This is a genomic window from Halomonas sp. SL18_1 (assembly GCF_055755715.1).
The window spans coordinates 181,755-197,686 of the sequence record NZ_JBVTRK010000001.1 but is presented as its reverse complement, the minus strand read 5'-3'; the positions used below and the strand labels follow the sequence as shown (position 1 = coordinate 197,686).

Here is a 15,932-nt window from a genome sequence, read left to right as displayed (position 1 = left end):
CTCAGCTCAGGGCGACGCGTCCATCGAAGACACGCTCGGCGGGGCCGGTCATGCGCAGGGGGCATCCGGGGCGGGCCACTCGATATGCAGGGTGCCGCCGGGCAGGTGAACGGTGACGGGGCTCTCCAGCACCCCCTGGCGGATGCCGCAGGCCGCGGCGGCGCAGGCGCCGGTGCCGCAGGCCAGGGTCTCGCCGCTGCCGCGTTCGTAGACCCTCAGGCGGATCTCGTGGGGCGTGACCACCTGCATGAAGCCCGCGTTGACCCGCTTGGGGAAGCGCGGGTGCGCCTCGATGGCCGGCCCCAGGCGCGCCACCGGGGCGCACTCGACGTCGTCCACCCGCAGCACCGCGTGGGGATTGCCCAGGGAGACCGCGCCGATTTCCAGGCGCTCGCCGTCGACTTCCAGCACATGCCGGGGGCGGTCTTCGTCGGCCTCGAAGGGTAGGGCCGCAGGCTCGAAGCGCGGCACGCCCATGTCCACGGTCACCTGGCCGTCGCCCTCGACCAGCAGGGTGAGCGGGCCGCCGGCGGTCTCCACGCGGATCTCGTGCTTGTGGGTCAGGCGCTGGTCGCGCACGAAGCGTGCGAAGCAGCGCGCGCCGTTGCCGCAGTTTTCCACCTCGCTGCCGTCGGCATTAAAGATGCGGTAGCGAAAGTCCATGTCGGGGCTGCGCGGCGGCTCGACGACCAGCAGCTGGTCGAAGCCGATGCCGAAGCGGCGGTCCGCCAGCTGGCGGATCTGCTCGTCGCGCAGGCGGGCGCGCTGGGTGACCAAGTCGACCACCATGAAGTCGTTGCCCAGGCCATGCATCTTGGTGAAGTGCAGCAGCATCAGCGGGACTCCCCGTCGGCCCGCGGCGGCGCCTCGGGCAGCAGCGACTCGCCGGCCCAGAGCGCCTCGAGGCGCTCGCGACGGCGCACCACATGGTAGTGGTCGCCGTCTACCATCACCTCGGCGGGGCGGGGGCGGCTGTTGTAGTTGGAGGCCATGACGAAGCCGTAGGCGCCGGCGGAGCGCACCGCCAGCAGGTCGCCCTCGGCGATGGCGAGCTCTCGCTCCTTGCCCAGGAAGTCGCCGGTTTCGCAGACCGGGCCCACCACGTCGTAGGTGGCACTGTCGCGTGCCCGACGGGTGTCCACCGGGAGGATCGCCTGCCAGGCCTGGTAGAGCGCCGGGCGGATCAGGTCGTTCATGCCCGCGTCGACGATGGCGAAGTTCTTGGTCTCGCCGGGCTTGAGGTACTCGACCCGGGTCAGCAGCACGCCGGCGTTGGCGGCGATGGAACGGCCCGGCTCGAACAGCAGGGTCAGGTGCTCGCCGCCCTGCCACTGGGCCAGGCGCTCGAGCAGCGAGGCGGCGTAGTCGAAGGGTGCCGGCGGGCGCTCGTCGCGATAGGGCACGCCGAGTCCGCCGCCCAGGTCCAGGTGCTCGATGTGGATGCCGCGCTCGGCCAGGCGCTCGAGCAGCACCAGCAGGCGGTCCAGGGCGTCCAGGAAGGGCGCCAGTTCGGTGAGCTGGGAGCCGATATGGCAGTCCAGGCCCACCACCTTCAGGTGGGGCAGGCCGGCCGCCAGCTCGTAGACCGCCAGCGCCTCGTCCACCGGGATGCCGAACTTGTTATCCTTGAGGCCGGTGGAGATATAGGGGTGAGTGCCGGCGTCCACGTCCGGGTTGACGCGCAGCGACACCAGCGCCACCCGGCCCAGCCGTTCGGCCACGGCGTTGAGGCGCTCGAGCTCGGGGCGCGACTCGACGTTGAAGCACTTGATGCCCACTTCCAGGGCGCGGGCCATCTCGGCCTGCTGCTTGGCCACCCCGGAGAACACCACCTTGGCCGGGTCGCCGCCGGCGGCCAGCACCCGCTCCAGCTCGCCGACCGAGACGATATCGAAGCCGGCGCCGAGCCGGGCGAGCAGGCCCAGCACCGCCAGGTTGGAATTGGCCTTCACTGCGTAGCAGATCAGGTGCGGATGGCTGCCCAGCGCTTCGGTATAGGCGCGAAAGTGGCGGGCCAGGGTCGCCTTGGAGTAGACGTAGCAGGGCGTGCCGATCTCCTCGGCCACCCGCAGCAGAGGCACTTCCTCGCCGTAGAGCACGCCGTCGCGATATGCAAAGTGGTCCATGGTCAGCCCTTCTCGCGGATTTCTGTGTCGGAGGGCGCGGCGGCTGCACTGCCGCGCCCGGCGGTCGCCTCGTCATCGGGCAGGAAGAGCGGACCCTTCTGGCCGCAGCCGGCCAGCAGCAGACCGGCGGTCAGCGCCAGCGCAGCCAGGGCAAGCCGGCTCATGGGCGCGCGTCCCCTCGCAGGGCGGCCAGCGCCTCCCGGGCGCGCTGGGCGGCGGCGCGCACCTGGTCGGGGGCGGTGCCGCCGATATGGTTGCGGGCCGCCACCGAGCCCTCCAGGGTCAGCACCTCGAAGACATCCGCTTCGATGACGTCGGAGAACTGGCGCAGCTCCTCGAGGCTCATCTCGGAGAGGTCTTTCTGCTCGCGCAGGCCGAAGGCCACCGACTGGCCGACGATTTCATGGGCGTCGCGGAAGGCTACGCCGCGGCGTACCAGGTAGTCGGCCAGATCGGTGGCGGTAGAGAAGCCGCGGCGCGCGGCCTCGACCATGTTCGCCTGTCGTGCCTCGATGGCCGGCACCATATCGGCGAACGCCTTGAGGCAGTCCTTGACGGTGTCCAGGGTGTCGAACAGCGGCTCCTTGTCTTCCTGGTTGTCCTTGTTGTAGGCCAGCGGCTGGGACTTCATCAGGGTCAGCAGGCCGATCAGGTGGCCGTAGACGCGCCCGGTCTTGCCGCGCACCAGCTCGGGCACGTCGGGGTTCTTCTTCTGCGGCATGATCGAACTGCCGGTGCAGAAGCGGTCGGGCAGGTCGATGAAGTCGAACTGGGCGCTGGTCCACAGCACCAGCTCCTCGCTCATCCGCGACAGGTGCATCAGCAGGATGCTGGCGAAGCCGGTGAACTCGATGGCGAAGTCGCGATCGCTGACCGCATCCAGCGAATTCTCCGCCGGACGCTCGAAGCCCAGCAGCTCGGCGGTGACGTGGCGGTCGATGGGGTAGGTGGTGCCGGCCAGCGCCGCGGCGCCCAAGGGCATCACGTTGACCCGGCGACGGCAGTCGAGCAGGCGCTCGTGATCGCGGGCGAGCATCTCCTGCCAGGCCAGCAGGTGGTGGCCGAAGGTCACCGGCTGGGCGGTCTGCAGGTGGGTGAAGCCGGGCATGATGGTGTCGGCCTCGCGGTCGGCCAGTTCGATCAGCCCCTCGCGCAGGCGGCGGAGCTCGGTCTCCACCACGTCGATCTCGTCGCGCAGGAACAGGCGGATGTCGGTGGCCACCTGGTCGTTGCGCGAGCGCCCGGTGTGCAGCTTCTTGCCGGTGATGCCGATCTTGTCGGTGAGCCGCGCCTCGATGTTCATGTGAACGTCTTCCAGTGCCACCGACCACTGGAAGGTGTCGGCCTCGATCTCGCCGCGAATCTCGGTAAGCCCGGTGACGATGGCGTCGCGCTCGGCCTCGGTCAGCACACCCACCCGCGCCAGCATGGTGGCGTGGGCGATGGAGCCCTGAATGTCCTGCAGGGCGAGGCGCTGATCGAAATCCACCGAGGCGGTGAAGCGTTCGACGAAGGCGTCGGTGGGTTCGCTGAAGCGACCGCCCCAGGCCTGGTTGGTGCCGGGGTTTTTGGGACTAGAGCTCATCGGCGTGGGCATCCTGCATGGTTTATGCTGTGTCGTTCATGGGTGGCGCCGCCGCGCCCCCGGGTCATGGTCTGGCAGTGTACCAGAGTCGACGAGGCTGGCGAGGGGCCGCCCGCGCGCCGCCGGCGAATGGGGGCGAGTTTTCCTGCCCCCTCTGGTGCTTTATGATGGCTCTCATCGACCGCGATCGTGACCGTTTGCGGCGTCAACAGCCAAGCGGGCCCGGGCGGGCCCAACATGCATGGGGAGAACCACGTGCGATCCATCAGTACGCTGCGTATTGCCACCCGCAAGAGTCAACTGGCCATGTGGCAGGCCGAACATGTTCGCGACTTGCTCATGGCCCAGCACCCGGGGCTGGAGGTGGAGCTGGTGGCGATGTCCACCCGTGGTGACAAGATCCTCGACACCCCGCTGGCCAAGGTCGGCGGCAAGGGGCTGTTCGTCAAGGAGCTGGAGGAGGCGATTCTCGACGGTCGCGCCGACATCGCCGTGCACTCCATGAAGGACGTGCCCATGCACTTCCCCGAGGGGCTCGGGCTGTCGGTGATCCTGGCCGGTGCCGAGCCCACCGACGCCTTCGTCTCCAACCACTACGCCTCGCTGGACGAGCTGCCGGAGGGGTCGCGCATCGGCACCTCCAGCCTGCGTCGTGGCCTGCAGATGCGCGAGGCGCGCCCCGACCTGGAGGTGCTCAGCCTGCGCGGCAACGTTCAGACCCGGCTGGGCAAGCTGGATGACGGCGAGTTCGACGCCATCCTGCTGGCCACCTCGGGCCTCAAGCGCCTGGGGCTCGAGGATCGCATCGCCATGGAGCTCCCGCCGGAGGTGTGTCTGCCGGCCTGTGGCCAGGGGGCGCTGGGCATCGAGTGCCGCATCCATGATCCCGACCTGGTGGCCCTGCTGACCCCCCTGGACGACCCCATCACCGCCACCCGGGTGCGCGCCGAGCGGGCCATGAACACCCGCCTGGAGGGCGGCTGCCAGGTGCCCATCGGTGGCTATGCCAGCTTCGAGAACGACGGCCAGACCCTCTGGCTGCGGGCGTTGGTGGGCAATCCGGAGGGGACCGAGGTGCTACGCGCCGAGGGGCGTGGCTCCATCCATGAGCCGGAGGCGCTGGGCATCCGCGTGGCCGAGGAGCTGCTGGATCAGGGCGCTGGCGAGATCCTGGCGCAGGTCTACGGCGCCGGCTGATGCCCGGGTCTCCGCCGGTTTTGATCTGCCGCCCCGGCGCCCGCGCCGGGGCTCTGGCCGAGGCCATCGAGGCCGCCGGTTTTGCGGTGGCCCGGCTCGAGGCCATGACCCTGGAGCCGCTGCCCGAGACCCCGGCGATGCGGGCCGCCTGGCTCGACTTCGATCACTTTCACAAGGTGGTGGTGGTCAGCCCCTTTGCCGCCGAGTGTCTTCACGATGCCCTGGATCGCTACTGGCCGCAGCTGCCGGTGGGCATCGACTACTACGCGGTGGGGGGCGCCACCGCCGAGACGCTGCATGCCCGGCTGGGCGTGCGCGTGCACGTGCCTCCGCCCCGGGCCGGAGAGGACACCAGCGAGGCGCTGCTGACGCTCGGCTCGCTGCGCGAGCTCGACGGCCAGCGGGTGCTGCTGGTGGCCGGCGAAGGCGGTCGTGCCCTGCTCGCCGAGACCCTCACCGAGCGCGGCGCGCGCGTCACCCGCCTGGCGGCCTACCGGCGCCGCCTGGAGACGCCCTCCCCGACATGCAGTCCCGTCTCGCCGATGGCGATTTCCGTGCCCTGGTGGTCAGCAGCGGAGAATTGCTGGAACATCTGGCAAGATGGAGTACCGAGACCACCTTGAACCAACCGCTAATCGTGTCCAGTCGCCGTTTGGCTACACTGGCCTACGACTTGGGGTTTCGCACACTCGTGGTGGCGCCGGGCGCCACGCCGGCCGCACTGGCCGAGGCGGTGGCGGAGGCCTGTGCCTCCGCGGATGCCGATGTCGATCACGACGATCTCGAAAAGGGCTAGCGACAGATGAGCAAACAATCAAACGAGCAGGATGAACAGAAGGTGCCATCCGGCGAGTCACAGGGCGGCAAGGGGCAAGAGACCTCTGCCGCGGATAAAAGTGGCGCCGGATCGGGCAAGAATCGCTCCCGCCAGCGCGGCAAATCGTCGCAGCAGAGCGGCAATGATAAACCGCAGAGTGCCCCGCCGACCCCTTCGGGATCGCCCCGTGAGACAGCGGCCAACGCCAAGTCGAGCGACGCCAAGCCGGCGGAAAGCAAGCCGGCAGAGAGCAAGTCGGCAGAGAGCAAGTCGGCAGAGGCCGAGCAAAAGCCGGCCGGCGCCGCCGCCGAGGGTGCCAAGTCCGCTGCCGGTGATAAGGCCGCGACCGACGCGTCCAAGCCGCAGGCCGCCGACACCTCTGACCAGAAAGCCGCGGCCGACAGGCCCAAGGCGGCTGGCGCCGGTGGTAGCCAGGAGGCACCGCCCCCGCCGCCCCCGACAGCCCAGGGGGGCGGCAAGGGCGGCGGCAAGATGGGCGGGCTGGCCCTGGTGCTGGTGCTGGTGCTGGCCATCGCCGCGGGGATGTTCGCCCTGCAGGCCTGGCAGCGGCTGGATGCCCAGCAGCAGCGCCTGGCCGAGCTGGAGACCCGTACCGCCGACGCCGCCACGGCCGAGTCGCTTGGCGAGCTCGAGAGTCGCCTCGAGGCCCGCCTGGCCGAAGGCGAGAGCGAGCGCGACGCCGAGATGGCCGAGGCGCTGGAGGGGATGCAGCGCGAGTTCGCCAGCTATCGCGGCGAGGTCGATACCGCCCTGGACCAGGTGCTGGACGAGCTCTCCCGCGAGCAGCAGGCCGACGAGCGCGAGTGGCTCCACGCCGAGGCCGCCTACCTGCTGCGCCTGGCCAACCAGCGGCTGCAGTTGGAGCGTGACGTGGACGGCGCCGCGGCGCTGCTGCGCACCGCCGATGCGCGCCTGAGCGAAGCCGAGAATCCCGCGCTGCTCTCCATCCGCCGCGCCATCGCCTCGGAGCTGGCGATTCTGGAGAGCGTGCCCCAGGTCGACCGCACCGGCCTCTACCTGGCGCTGAACGCCCAGCAGGAGCGCCTGGCCACTCTGCCGCTGTCCCGTGAGCTCGAGGAGATCCCGGCGCGCTCCGGCATCGAGGAAGCCCCGCCGGCGGCTGGCAGCAGCAGCTGTCGCGCTTCGGTCAGGAGCTGCGTGACCTGGTGGTCATCCGCCATCACGACGAGGCCCTGGAAGGCCTGATCTCCCCCGAGCAGGAGTCCTACCTGCGCCAGAGCGCCCGGCTGGTGCTGGAGCAGGCGCAGCTGGCGCTGCTCAAGGAAGAGCAGGACCTCTATGAGGCCAGCCTCGACAAGGCGCTGACCCTGATCGACGGCTACTACGATACCGAGCGTGACGAGGTGCAGTCGGTGATGGCCCGCCTCGAGTCGCTCAAGGCCGAAACCATCCGCCCCGAGCTGCCGGACATCAGCGGCTCCCAGCAGGCGCTGGCGACCTTCATCGAACGTCGTTTCGGTTCGCGCGGCGAACAGGGAGATGACGCATGAGAAAGCTGCTACTGATCGTTGTCGTAGGCCTCGCGCTGGGTGCCTTCTTCGGCCAGCTGATGGTCTCGGTGCCCGGCTACTGGCTGGTGCGGGTCGGCGAGACCTCCTATCAGACCTCCTTCTGGTTCGGTCTGGTGCTGCTGCTGATGGCCTTTTTCGTGCTGCATTTCGCCCTGCGCCTGCTGATGCGCCTGAACCGGCCGGTCAGCCGGCTCAAGGTGTGGAATAGTCGCACCCGCCATCGCAATGCCATGAAGCGCACCGTGCGCGGCCTGGTGGCGCTGGCCGAGGGGCGCTGGAAGCACGCCGAGAAATCGCTGGTGAAGTCCGCCGACGACTCCGGTACGCCGCTGGTCAACTACCTCTCGGCGGCGCTAGCGGCGCACTACCAGGGGCGCTACGACCAGGCCGATACCCTGCTCAAGCGAGCCCATCTCAGCACCGACGGGGCGGAGACCGCCGTGGGCCTGATGCAGGCCCAGCTGATGCTCGACCGCCAGCAGTACGAGGAGGCGCTGGCCGCCTTGACCCGGCTCGATCGCCAGATGCCCAACCATCCCCAGGTGCTCAAGCAGCTCAAGCAGGCCTACCTCAGCGTCAGCGACTGGGACGGGCTGCGTCGACTGATGCCGCGGCTTGCCGCCCGCCAGCTGATCTCGCCGGAGGAGCGCAGCCAGCTGGAGCGACGCGCCTATAAGGAGCTGCTGGCCCGGGAGGCCCGCGATCCGAGCAACGTCGAGCGGGTGCGCAGCCTGTGGGCCGACATGCCCGATGCGCTGCGCAGCGACGTCGAGCTGGTGGTGCTCTACGCCGAGGCGCTGGTGCGGAGCAACGAGGAGGGCATCGCCGAGCGCTTGCTGCGCCATTCGCTGAAGGAGCACTGGGACAGCCGACTGGTGCTGCGCTACGGCCTGCTCAACGTCGACCCGGCGCGCCAGCTGGTGCATGCCGAGAAGTGGCTGCAGGAGCGCCCCAACGATCCGGATCTGCTGCTCACCCTGGGGCGGCTGGCGCTGCGCAACGCCTACTGGGGCAAGGCCCAGGAGTACTTCGAGGCGAGCCAGCGTCAGCGTCCCAGCGGCGTGGTGTGCGCCGAGCTGGCGCGACTGTTCGCCAATCTGGGCGAGCACAACAAGAGCCAGCTCGACTATCGCCAGAGCGTCGAGCTGCTCGACAAGTCGCTGCCCTCGCTGCCGCAGCCCGACGATCAGGCGGCCACGGCGCTGGCCGGCAAGAAGAAGGCGAGCTGATCTTGCGGCCCGGTGCCCCGTCGGGGCACCGGATAAGGGGAAATGGAAAGGGGCGCTACGGCGCCCCTTTCGCGTGGATGGCTGGGCAGCCGGCAGGCACCGGCCGCCCGGGCTCAGACCTCGTCGTCGTAGTCGCCCTTGAACTCGGGGTTGGGCTTGGCGCGCGGGTCCTCCTCGCCGGTGCGGCTCTGGTCAGCGGAGCGCGGTTGTCCGTCGGGGCGGCCGTCGATATCGAAGCTCTGCTGCATGACCCGCAGGTTGGCGGGTGGCGCCTCGGCTTCCTTGCCCACCCCGAAGTAGAGGGTGGTGTGGGGGAAGGGAATCTCGATGCCCTTGGTGTCGAAGTGCAGCTTGACCAGGCGGTTGTAGGCGCGCCCCACGGCCCACTGCATGCCCGGCACGGTCTTGATGCGCACCCGGATGTTGACCGAGCTGTCGGCGAGTGCCGTGACGCCGGCCACCTCTAGCGGGGCGAGAATGTTCATCTTGTGGTCGTCGCTGGCGGCGAGCTCGTCGAAGGCCTCGCGCAGGGCGACGATCGCCTCGTCGATGCTCTCGCGGTAGGCGATGCCGTATTCGCCGACGTGGTAGCCGAACTCGCGCATGTAGTTGGAGACGGTGTCCACGCTGGAGAAGGGCACGATGTGGTAGGTGCCGTTGAGGTCGCGGATGCCCACCGAGCGAATGCTCAGCCGTTCGGCGACCCCGGTGACGCCGCCGACGGTGACCACGTCGCCGGTGTTCATGGCGTTTTCTACCTGGATGAAGATCCCGGTGATGATGTCCTGGACCAGCTTCTGGGCGCCGAAGCCGATGGCCAGACCCAGCACGCCGGCACCGGCGATCAGCGGCCCGATATTGATGCCGATCTCGGCCAGCACGATCATGGTGGTGATGGTCACCACCGCAATCGCCAGGGCGTTGCGGAACAGGGTCAGCAGCGTCTTGGCGCGCGCCGAGGGCTCGCCGGTGCCGGTCTCGGGGTTGAGCTTGTGCTCGATCAGGCTGGCCAGCCCGATCCACACCCCGATGGCAATCACCAGGATGATGGCGACGCCGACCAGCTTGGCGATCAGGCCGCGGCCCGGCTCGGAGGCGTACCAGCCGGCCAGGTCGAAGGCGCCCCAGGCGTCGAGCACCAGCATCGCCACGGCGATCAGGATCAGGGTGCGCAGGGCGCGCAGCATGTTGGGCACATAGGCGTTGAGCCGCGGCTCGAGCAGCGGCAGCTTGCGCCGCAGGTCGTCGGAGAGGCGGATGCGCCGGCCGATGGTCTGGGTCAGCAGGGTCGAGACCAGGATCCCGGCCACCACCGCCACCAGGGTCTTGAGCGTGGCGGTAAGCACGAAGGGCAGGGCGTCCGCCGGCCGGGTCAGGGTTAGCACCAGCACCATCAGGAAGTAGACCAGCGCAAACAGGTGCCAGGTGCGGGCGAACAGCTGCAGCGTCACCCGGGTGGCGGTGAAGCCGCTGCGGGACGCCAGTTCGTCGATGTTGTCGCGGATGCGGGTGCGATTCTTGAGCACCACGGCGACCGCATAGAAGAAGGCGCCGAACATGATCAGGGTGCCCACGCCCTGCCCCAGGGCCGGCGAGACGTAGAAGTTGGTCAGCGGCACCACCACCATCAGACCGTAGCCCACCAGGCCGATCAGGCGGGCCAGCCAGCGATTCCAGTAGGAGGCCTCGGCGGCCGAGATCGGCAGTAGACGCAGCCCCTCGTAGCGCGAGGAGAACAGCATGCGCACTGCGGCCTTGAGCAGCTCGATCACCAGGAAGGCGTTGAGGAACAGCGAAGCGCGGGTGGAGAGCTCGCCGGTCTCGCCCACGGCGAAGGTGGCGATCAGGTTGCCGCCCACATAGGCCAGCGCCACGACCAGCACGTCGATGACCGCCGCCAGGGCGACGCAGAGCACCAGCCGCAGCACCGGGGTGAGGCCGTCGCCGTGCAGCGACCAGCCGCTGATGCGGGTGAACAGCGGCCTGGCCAGGCGTCGGAAGCCGACGAACAGCACGAAGGTGGCGAGGATCACCAGGCCCAGGTTGATGGCCGCGGTGGTGAAAGCGGCCATGTCGAAGGCCACGGCCTCCTCGTCGGGGCTGAAGATGCCGGTCACGATGCCGGCCAGGTGCTGCAGTTCGCCGCCGATATCGCTGACCACGCGGCTGGTCAGTTCGGCCAGCTGCCTGGGCAGCGATACCTCCTCGGGCTCCTGGCCACTGGGGGGCGTGGCCTCGGTAGCCGGAGAGTCCCCGGCCTGCTGGCGCAGCTGGTCGATCAGCTGCTGGCGGGTCGTCTCGTCCTCGAGCAGGTCGGCCAGGGTCGAGTAGGCCGGGCCGTTGGCAGGCTCGGCCGGTTGCGCCAGGGCGGGTGTGGCGGCCATCAGGGCCAGCAGCAGGCAGCCGATGAGCCAGGGGAGTAGTCGCGTCGTGATCACGCAGTGACCTCCTTCTCGTGCGTGTGGGCGGAAGCGCCGGCGCTTCACCGGCTCATGATACGGGCTTTGCCGCCGAGCGACGAACCGCACGTCGGTTTTTGCCTATGCAATGATTGTACAATGCTAGCAGGCTGTGTCATATTGAGGGTGTGCCATCCCCTTGGCATCAATCCCCAAGCAGTATCCTCGACACTTCAGCCACCCATCCCCCGGGTGGCTTTTTTTGCGTTCATCGCAGGCTGATCTGGAGGGGTGGGGCTGGGTGCCGGGCAGTCAGGTCCGGCACCCGGGGGAGGGGTTAGTCGCTCGAGCGGGCCGAGACCCAGGCGCCCGCATCGGGGATGGTCATCTCGTAGGCCTCTGTCAGCCAGGGGGAGCTGATCAGAAAGTCGGCGCTGGCGGCGTTGCAGGCCACCGGCACGTTCCACAGCGCGGCCAGGCGCAACAACGCCTTGACGTCGGGGTCATGGGGCTGAGGAGCGAAGGGGTCCCAGAAGAAGATCAGCAGGTCGAGGCGCTGCTCGGCGATCCGGGTGCCGATCTGCTGATCACCCCCCAGCGGTCCGCTGAGCAGCCCCTCCACATCGAGTCCCAGTGCCGTGGCGACCCGCCCGGCGGTGGTGCCGGTGCCGGTCAGCTCGTGGTCGGCGAGGGTGTCGCGCCAGCGCGCGGCCCACTCCAGCAGCTCCTCCTTCTTGCCATCGTGGGCGATCAGCGCAATGCGCTTGCGGGCTGGCAGGGTGCGCTGCACCGTTCGCGGTGGGCGTTGCTCAGTCATGATCCGTCACCTCGAGTATCTTCAGGGTATTGGTGCCGCCGTGGGCGTTCATGTGATCGCCGCGGGTCAGGATGACACGATCCCCCGGCTCGGCCACGCCCTGCTCGACCAGCAGCGCCAGGGCCCGGGCGTTGAGCTCGGTGGGGGCCATCTCGCTGGTGTCGAAGGGCAGCGAGACCACCCCGCGATAGAGCGCCATGCGCCGCTGGGCGATGGGGCTGTGGGCCAGGCCGACGATGGGCAGCCCCGAGCGAATCCGCGAGGCGATCAGCGGCGTGTAGCCGGTGGCGGTCATGCAGGCAATGGCCGCCACGCCCTGGAGGTGGTTGGCGGCGTACATGGCGGAGAGCGCGATGGTCTCGTCCACCTGGGAGAAGCCCTCGTGGATGCGGTGGCCCGAGGCCTGGGCGACCCGCTCCCGCTCGGCGCCCAGGCAGACCCGGTTCATCGCCTCGATGGTCTCCACCGGGAAGTCGCCGGCGGCGGTCTCGGCGGAGAGCATCACCGCGTCGGTGGCGTCGAGCACGGCGTTGGCCACGTCGAACACCTCGGCCCGGGTGGGCAGGGGGATTCGATCATCGACTCCATCATCTGGGTGGCGGTGATCACCGCCCGGTTGAGGGCGCGGGCGCGCTTGATGATGCGCTTCTGGGTGCCGATCAGCTTCTCGTCGCCGATCTCCACGCCGAGGTCGCCGCGGGCCACCATCACCGCCTCGCTGGCCTCGATGATGCCGTCCAGGGTGGCGTCGTCGGCCACCGCCTCGGCACGCTCCAGCTTGGCCACCAGGCCGATCTCCTTCCCGGCCTCGCCGAGCAGCGCGCGGGCTTCGGCCATGTCGGCGGCGGAGCGCGGAAACGACACCGCCAGGTAGTCCACGCCGATCTCCACGGCGGTCGCCAGGTCCTCGCGGTCCTTGTCGGTGAGCGCCGGGGCCGAGAGGCCGCCGCCCTGCTTGTTGATGCCCTTGTTGTTGGAGAGCTTGCCGCCCACCGTGACGGTGGTGTGGACCTCGCGGCCGGCGATGCGCTCGACCTGGAGTACCAGGCGGCCGTCGTCGAGCAGCAGCCGGTCGCCGGGGGCCACGTCGTCGACCAGCGCCTGGTAGTCGCAGCCGACCCGGGTGTCGTCGCCGGCCTCGCCATCGAGCGCCATATCGAGGATGAAGGGGGCGCCCTCCTGGAGGGTAACGGCGCCGTCGCGGAAGCGGGCGATGCGGATCTTGGGCCCCTGCAGGTCGCCCAGGGCGGCCACGCTCTTGCCCAGGCGGTCGGCGATCTCGCGGACCCGGGCCAGGCGCTGGCGGTGGTCGTCGGGGGCGCCGTGGGAGAAGTTGAGGCGCACCACGTCGACGCCGGCGGCGATCATCGCCTCGAGGACGCCGTCGCGGTCGCTGGCGGGTCCCAGGGTGGCGACGATCTTGGTACGGCGAATGGGGGATGCGGCAGTTGGTTCGGCATGTTGGCGCCTCCTTGAGAAGGGGGATGTCGTCAGACTACAACGATACCGGCTTCATGGTAAGTTTACTACATTATTGTGGGCGCCTGTCGCGCCCTGTCGCCTTGCCCGGCGCATCGGATTTGCTAGCCTGTATGCTAGAAGGCTGGAGAGGAGGGGGCGGTGGTGTGATGCAGTGACCAGGCGGTTATGTCGTAAAGTTACTAAAAAAATCTTGAGTCCCTGAGCGGTTTGCGTCACATTGTGGGTCATATAACCAAGAGCCGCAGGCTGCCCAGCCGGCATCCCCGATGCCCGATCTCTGCCCACCGGCTCTGCCCTACCTTGGAACGCTACTCAGAGACGCTCTGGAGGAGAGAGGATATGACGCTCAAGATTGCCATCAACGGCTTCGGTCGCATCGGCCGCAACGTGCTGCGTGCTCTGTACGAAAACGGCTACCGTAACCGCGTGCAGGTGGTGGCCATCAACGACCTGGGGGATCCGGCGCTCAACGCCCACCTGCTGCGTCACGACACCGTGCATGGCCACTTCCCCTTCAAGGTGGAGCACGACGAGGAGAGCCTGAGCGTGGACGGCGACCGCATCGCCATCCTCTCCGAGCGCGACCCGGCCGCGCTGCCCTGGACTTCGCTGGAGGTCGATCTGGTGATGGAGTGCACGGGGCTCTTCACCAAGCGTGACGCCGCCGCCAAGCACCTGGAGGCCGGTGCCAAGCGGGTGCTGATCTCCGCGCCAAGCCCGGACGCCGACGCCACCGTGGTCTACGGGGTCAACGAGGACGTGCTTACCGCTGAGCACCGGGTGGTCTCCAACGCCTCCTGCACCACCAACTGCCTGGCGCCGATCGCCCAGGCGCTCAGCGAGAGCGTGGGCATCGAGAACGGCCTGATGACCACGGTGCACGCCTACACCAACGACCAGAACCTCTCCGACGTCTACCACAGCGACCCCTACCGGGCGCGCAGCGCCACCCACTCGATGATTCCCACCAAGACCGGGGCCGCCGCCGCCGTGGGGCTGGTGCTGCCCGAGCTGGCCGGCAAGTTCGACGGCCTAGCCGTGCGGGTGCCGGTGATCAACGTCTCCCTGGTCGACCTGGTGTTCACCGCCAGCCGCGATACCTCCCAGGAAGAGATCAACGCCATCGTGGCCAAGGCCGCCGAAGCGTCCCCGGTGCTGGCGGTCAACGCTCAGCCGCTGGTCTCCATCGATTTCAACCACGACCCCAACTCCTCCACCTTCGATGCCAATCACACCCGGGTGAATGGCCGCCTGGTCAAGATCATGGCCTGGTACGACAACGAGTGGGGCTTCTCCAACCGCATGCTCGACACCGCCCTGGCCATGCAGGCGGCGGCCGAGGCCAAGCGTGCGGTGGCCTGAGGGGGAAGCCGCTTTGCCGTGAGCGCCGCCCACGAGGAGGTCGGGCGGCGCCGTGTCGGATGGCGAGGGGTCAGCCGGGAATTTGCCAGGTTGCCGGGCACTCGTGGCGCCAGAACAGCCGCTGGGCGGTGCTGGCGTTGCGCCGCTCGGCGACCACCGTCTTCCCTTCGCTTAGGGCGGCGAGCAGGGCATCGCTGTAATGGCGCACGGTGAGTAGCGCCAGGTCGCGCTGGGTGGTCACCGTGTAGTCCTGGGCCAGGTCGGAGAGCAGCGACTCAAGGGGCTCGGGTTTGTGGTCGACCACCAGCCGTAGGCGCATGGCCTCGACGTCGAGCAGGTTGGCATGCAGGCCGGCAGCGGCAAGCCGGGTGAGGATATCGGCCTGGCGCGACTCGTCGATGAAGCTGAAGTCGCTGGGCTGGATATCGATCAGCAGCTGGTCGTCGCGCAGGATGAAGGCCGGGCGTCGGTCGCCTTCGCCCGGCTCGGGGCCGATGTGGCTGGGCGGGGCGTCGAGGTCGACGAAGGAGCGCACGATCAGCGGGATGCCCTTGCGCTGCAGCGGTGCCAGGGTGCGGGGATGGATGACCTTGGCGCCGTACCAGGTCTGTTCGACGGCCTCGGCATAGCTGAGACGCGCGAGCTGCACGGCATGGTCGAAGCGTCGCGGGTCGGCATTGAACACCCCGGGACATCCTTCCAGATCGTCACGTCCTCGGCGTCGAGGCAGTGGGCGAGGATGGCGGCGCTGAAGTCCGAGCCCTCGCGGCCCAGGGTCGTGGCGAGCCCCTCGCGGGTGCCGCCGATGAAGCCCTGGGTGATCCACAGCCTGCCGTCGTCGAGGTTGAGCGAGCGCAGCCGCTCGGCGGTGGTCTCCCAGTCGATGTTGGCCGCCTGATGCCGGTTGTCGGTGACGATCAGCTCGCGGGCGTCGCACCACTCGGTGGCGATGCCGCAGTGGTTTAGCCAGGCGGCCACCAGGCGGGTGGACAGCAGTTCGCCGAAGCAGACGGTCTGATCGTAGTGGAGCGAGTATGCCTCCTGCCGGTAGCGCTGATGGCGCGCATGAAGCTCGTCGAACAGGGTGCCGATGCGCTGCGCCACGGGCTCGGCGGCGTCGCCGAGCAGCTCGCGGGCCACGCTCAGATGGTGCTCCTTGAGCGCGTCGAACCGTTGGCGGTAGTCGTCGTCGGCCCCCGAGCGGGCGGCGGCCAGCAGCGCCTCGAGGCCGTTGGTGGTCTTGCCCATGGCGGAGACCACGACCGCCAGCGGGCGGCTGTCGTGGCTGCCAAGCAGGTGGGCCAGATGGCGAATGGCGTCGGCGTCCTGGATGGAGGCGCCGCCGAACTTGTAGATACGTGTCAT

General features: G+C 68.9%; 10 protein-coding genes and 4 pseudogenes. 6 read left to right on the top strand and 8 right to left on the bottom strand.

The genetic code is table 11. The features are described from left to right. Nucleotide 1 precedes the first annotated feature (1 nt). The 4 genes and pseudogenes from dapF to argH all read right to left on the bottom strand — a co-directional run bounded on the left by dapF (nucleotide 2) and on the right by argH (nucleotide 3,711). Nucleotides 2-834 (bottom strand): annotated as a pseudogene (dapF, locus tag ACSJDS_RS00990) (diaminopimelate epimerase). Next, on the bottom strand, nucleotides 834-2,126 hold the full coding sequence (lysA, locus tag ACSJDS_RS00985) for a diaminopimelate decarboxylase (protein ID WP_473031738.1): 1,293 nt from the start codon (nucleotides 2,124-2,126) through the stop codon (nucleotides 834-836). Before lysA ends, dapF begins: the two are co-directional and overlap by 1 nt. Before the next feature lie 2 nt (nucleotides 2,127-2,128). Then, the gene (gene lptM / locus ACSJDS_RS00980) at nucleotides 2,129-2,290 is read right to left on the bottom strand and encodes an LPS translocon maturation chaperone LptM (RefSeq protein ID WP_473031737.1); all 162 of its coding nucleotides are present in this window, start codon (nucleotides 2,288-2,290) and stop codon (nucleotides 2,129-2,131) included. After that, nucleotides 2,287-3,711, bottom strand: a complete 1,425-nt coding sequence (gene argH / locus ACSJDS_RS00975; RefSeq protein WP_473031736.1) for an argininosuccinate lyase — start codon at nucleotides 3,709-3,711, stop codon at nucleotides 2,287-2,289. Before argH ends, lptM begins: the two co-directional genes overlap by 4 nt. Nucleotides 3,712-3,966: 255 nt before the next feature. Here argH and hemC point away from each other — a divergent pair, with 255 nt between their 5' ends. The 5 genes and pseudogenes from hemC (at nucleotide 3,967) to ACSJDS_RS00950 (ending at nucleotide 8,507) form a co-directional block, all read left to right on the top strand. Then, nucleotides 3,967-4,908, top strand: coding sequence for a hydroxymethylbilane synthase (hemC, locus tag ACSJDS_RS00970; protein WP_473031735.1), 942 nt, complete (start codon nucleotides 3,967-3,969; stop codon nucleotides 4,906-4,908). Beyond that, nucleotides 4,908-5,704: pseudogene (locus tag ACSJDS_RS00965) on the top strand (uroporphyrinogen-III synthase). Before hemC ends, ACSJDS_RS00965 begins: the two are co-directional and overlap by 1 nt. A 6-nt stretch (nucleotides 5,705-5,710) precedes the next feature. After that, nucleotides 5,711-6,952: a uroporphyrinogen-III C-methyltransferase gene (locus ACSJDS_RS00960; protein WP_473031734.1), complete on the top strand. Its 1,242-nt coding sequence runs from the start codon at nucleotides 5,711-5,713 to the stop codon at nucleotides 6,950-6,952. After that, the gene (locus ACSJDS_RS00955; RefSeq protein WP_473031733.1) at nucleotides 6,913-7,257 is read left to right on the top strand and encodes a uroporphyrinogen-III C-methyltransferase; all 345 of its coding nucleotides are present in this window, start codon (nucleotides 6,913-6,915) and stop codon (nucleotides 7,255-7,257) included. Before ACSJDS_RS00960 ends, ACSJDS_RS00955 begins: the two co-directional genes overlap by 40 nt. After that, complete coding sequence (locus ACSJDS_RS00950; protein ID WP_473031732.1) at nucleotides 7,254-8,507, top strand: heme biosynthesis HemY N-terminal domain-containing protein; 1,254 nt, start codon at nucleotides 7,254-7,256, stop codon at nucleotides 8,505-8,507. The genes ACSJDS_RS00955 and ACSJDS_RS00950 overlap by 4 nt, the downstream gene beginning before the upstream one ends. A 113-nt stretch (nucleotides 8,508-8,620) precedes the next feature. Here ACSJDS_RS00950 and ybiO read toward each other — a convergent pair whose 3' ends face one another. The 3 genes and pseudogenes from ybiO to pyk form a co-directional block, all read right to left on the bottom strand. Then, on the bottom strand, nucleotides 8,621-10,945 hold the full coding sequence (gene ybiO, locus ACSJDS_RS00945; protein WP_473031731.1) for a mechanosensitive channel protein: 2,325 nt from the start codon (nucleotides 10,943-10,945) through the stop codon (nucleotides 8,621-8,623). A 298-nt stretch (nucleotides 10,946-11,243) separates the two neighbouring features. Further along, complete coding sequence (locus ACSJDS_RS00940; protein WP_473031730.1) at nucleotides 11,244-11,723, bottom strand: methylglyoxal synthase; 480 nt, start codon at nucleotides 11,721-11,723, stop codon at nucleotides 11,244-11,246. Next, a pseudogene (gene pyk / locus ACSJDS_RS00935) lies at nucleotides 11,716-13,217 on the bottom strand (pyruvate kinase). Before pyk ends, ACSJDS_RS00940 begins: the two are co-directional and overlap by 8 nt. Nucleotides 13,218-13,544: 327 nt before the next feature. Between pyk and gap the strand changes: the two are divergent. After that, nucleotides 13,545-14,567 carry a type I glyceraldehyde-3-phosphate dehydrogenase gene (gene gap, locus ACSJDS_RS00930; protein WP_473031729.1) on the top strand — a complete coding sequence of 341 codons (1,023 nt, stop codon included), beginning with the start codon at nucleotides 13,545-13,547 and terminating at the stop codon, nucleotides 14,565-14,567. Nucleotides 14,568-14,637: 70 nt separating this feature from the next. Here gap and ACSJDS_RS00925 read toward each other — a convergent pair. Next, a pseudogene (locus tag ACSJDS_RS00925) lies at nucleotides 14,638-15,932 on the bottom strand (aspartate kinase).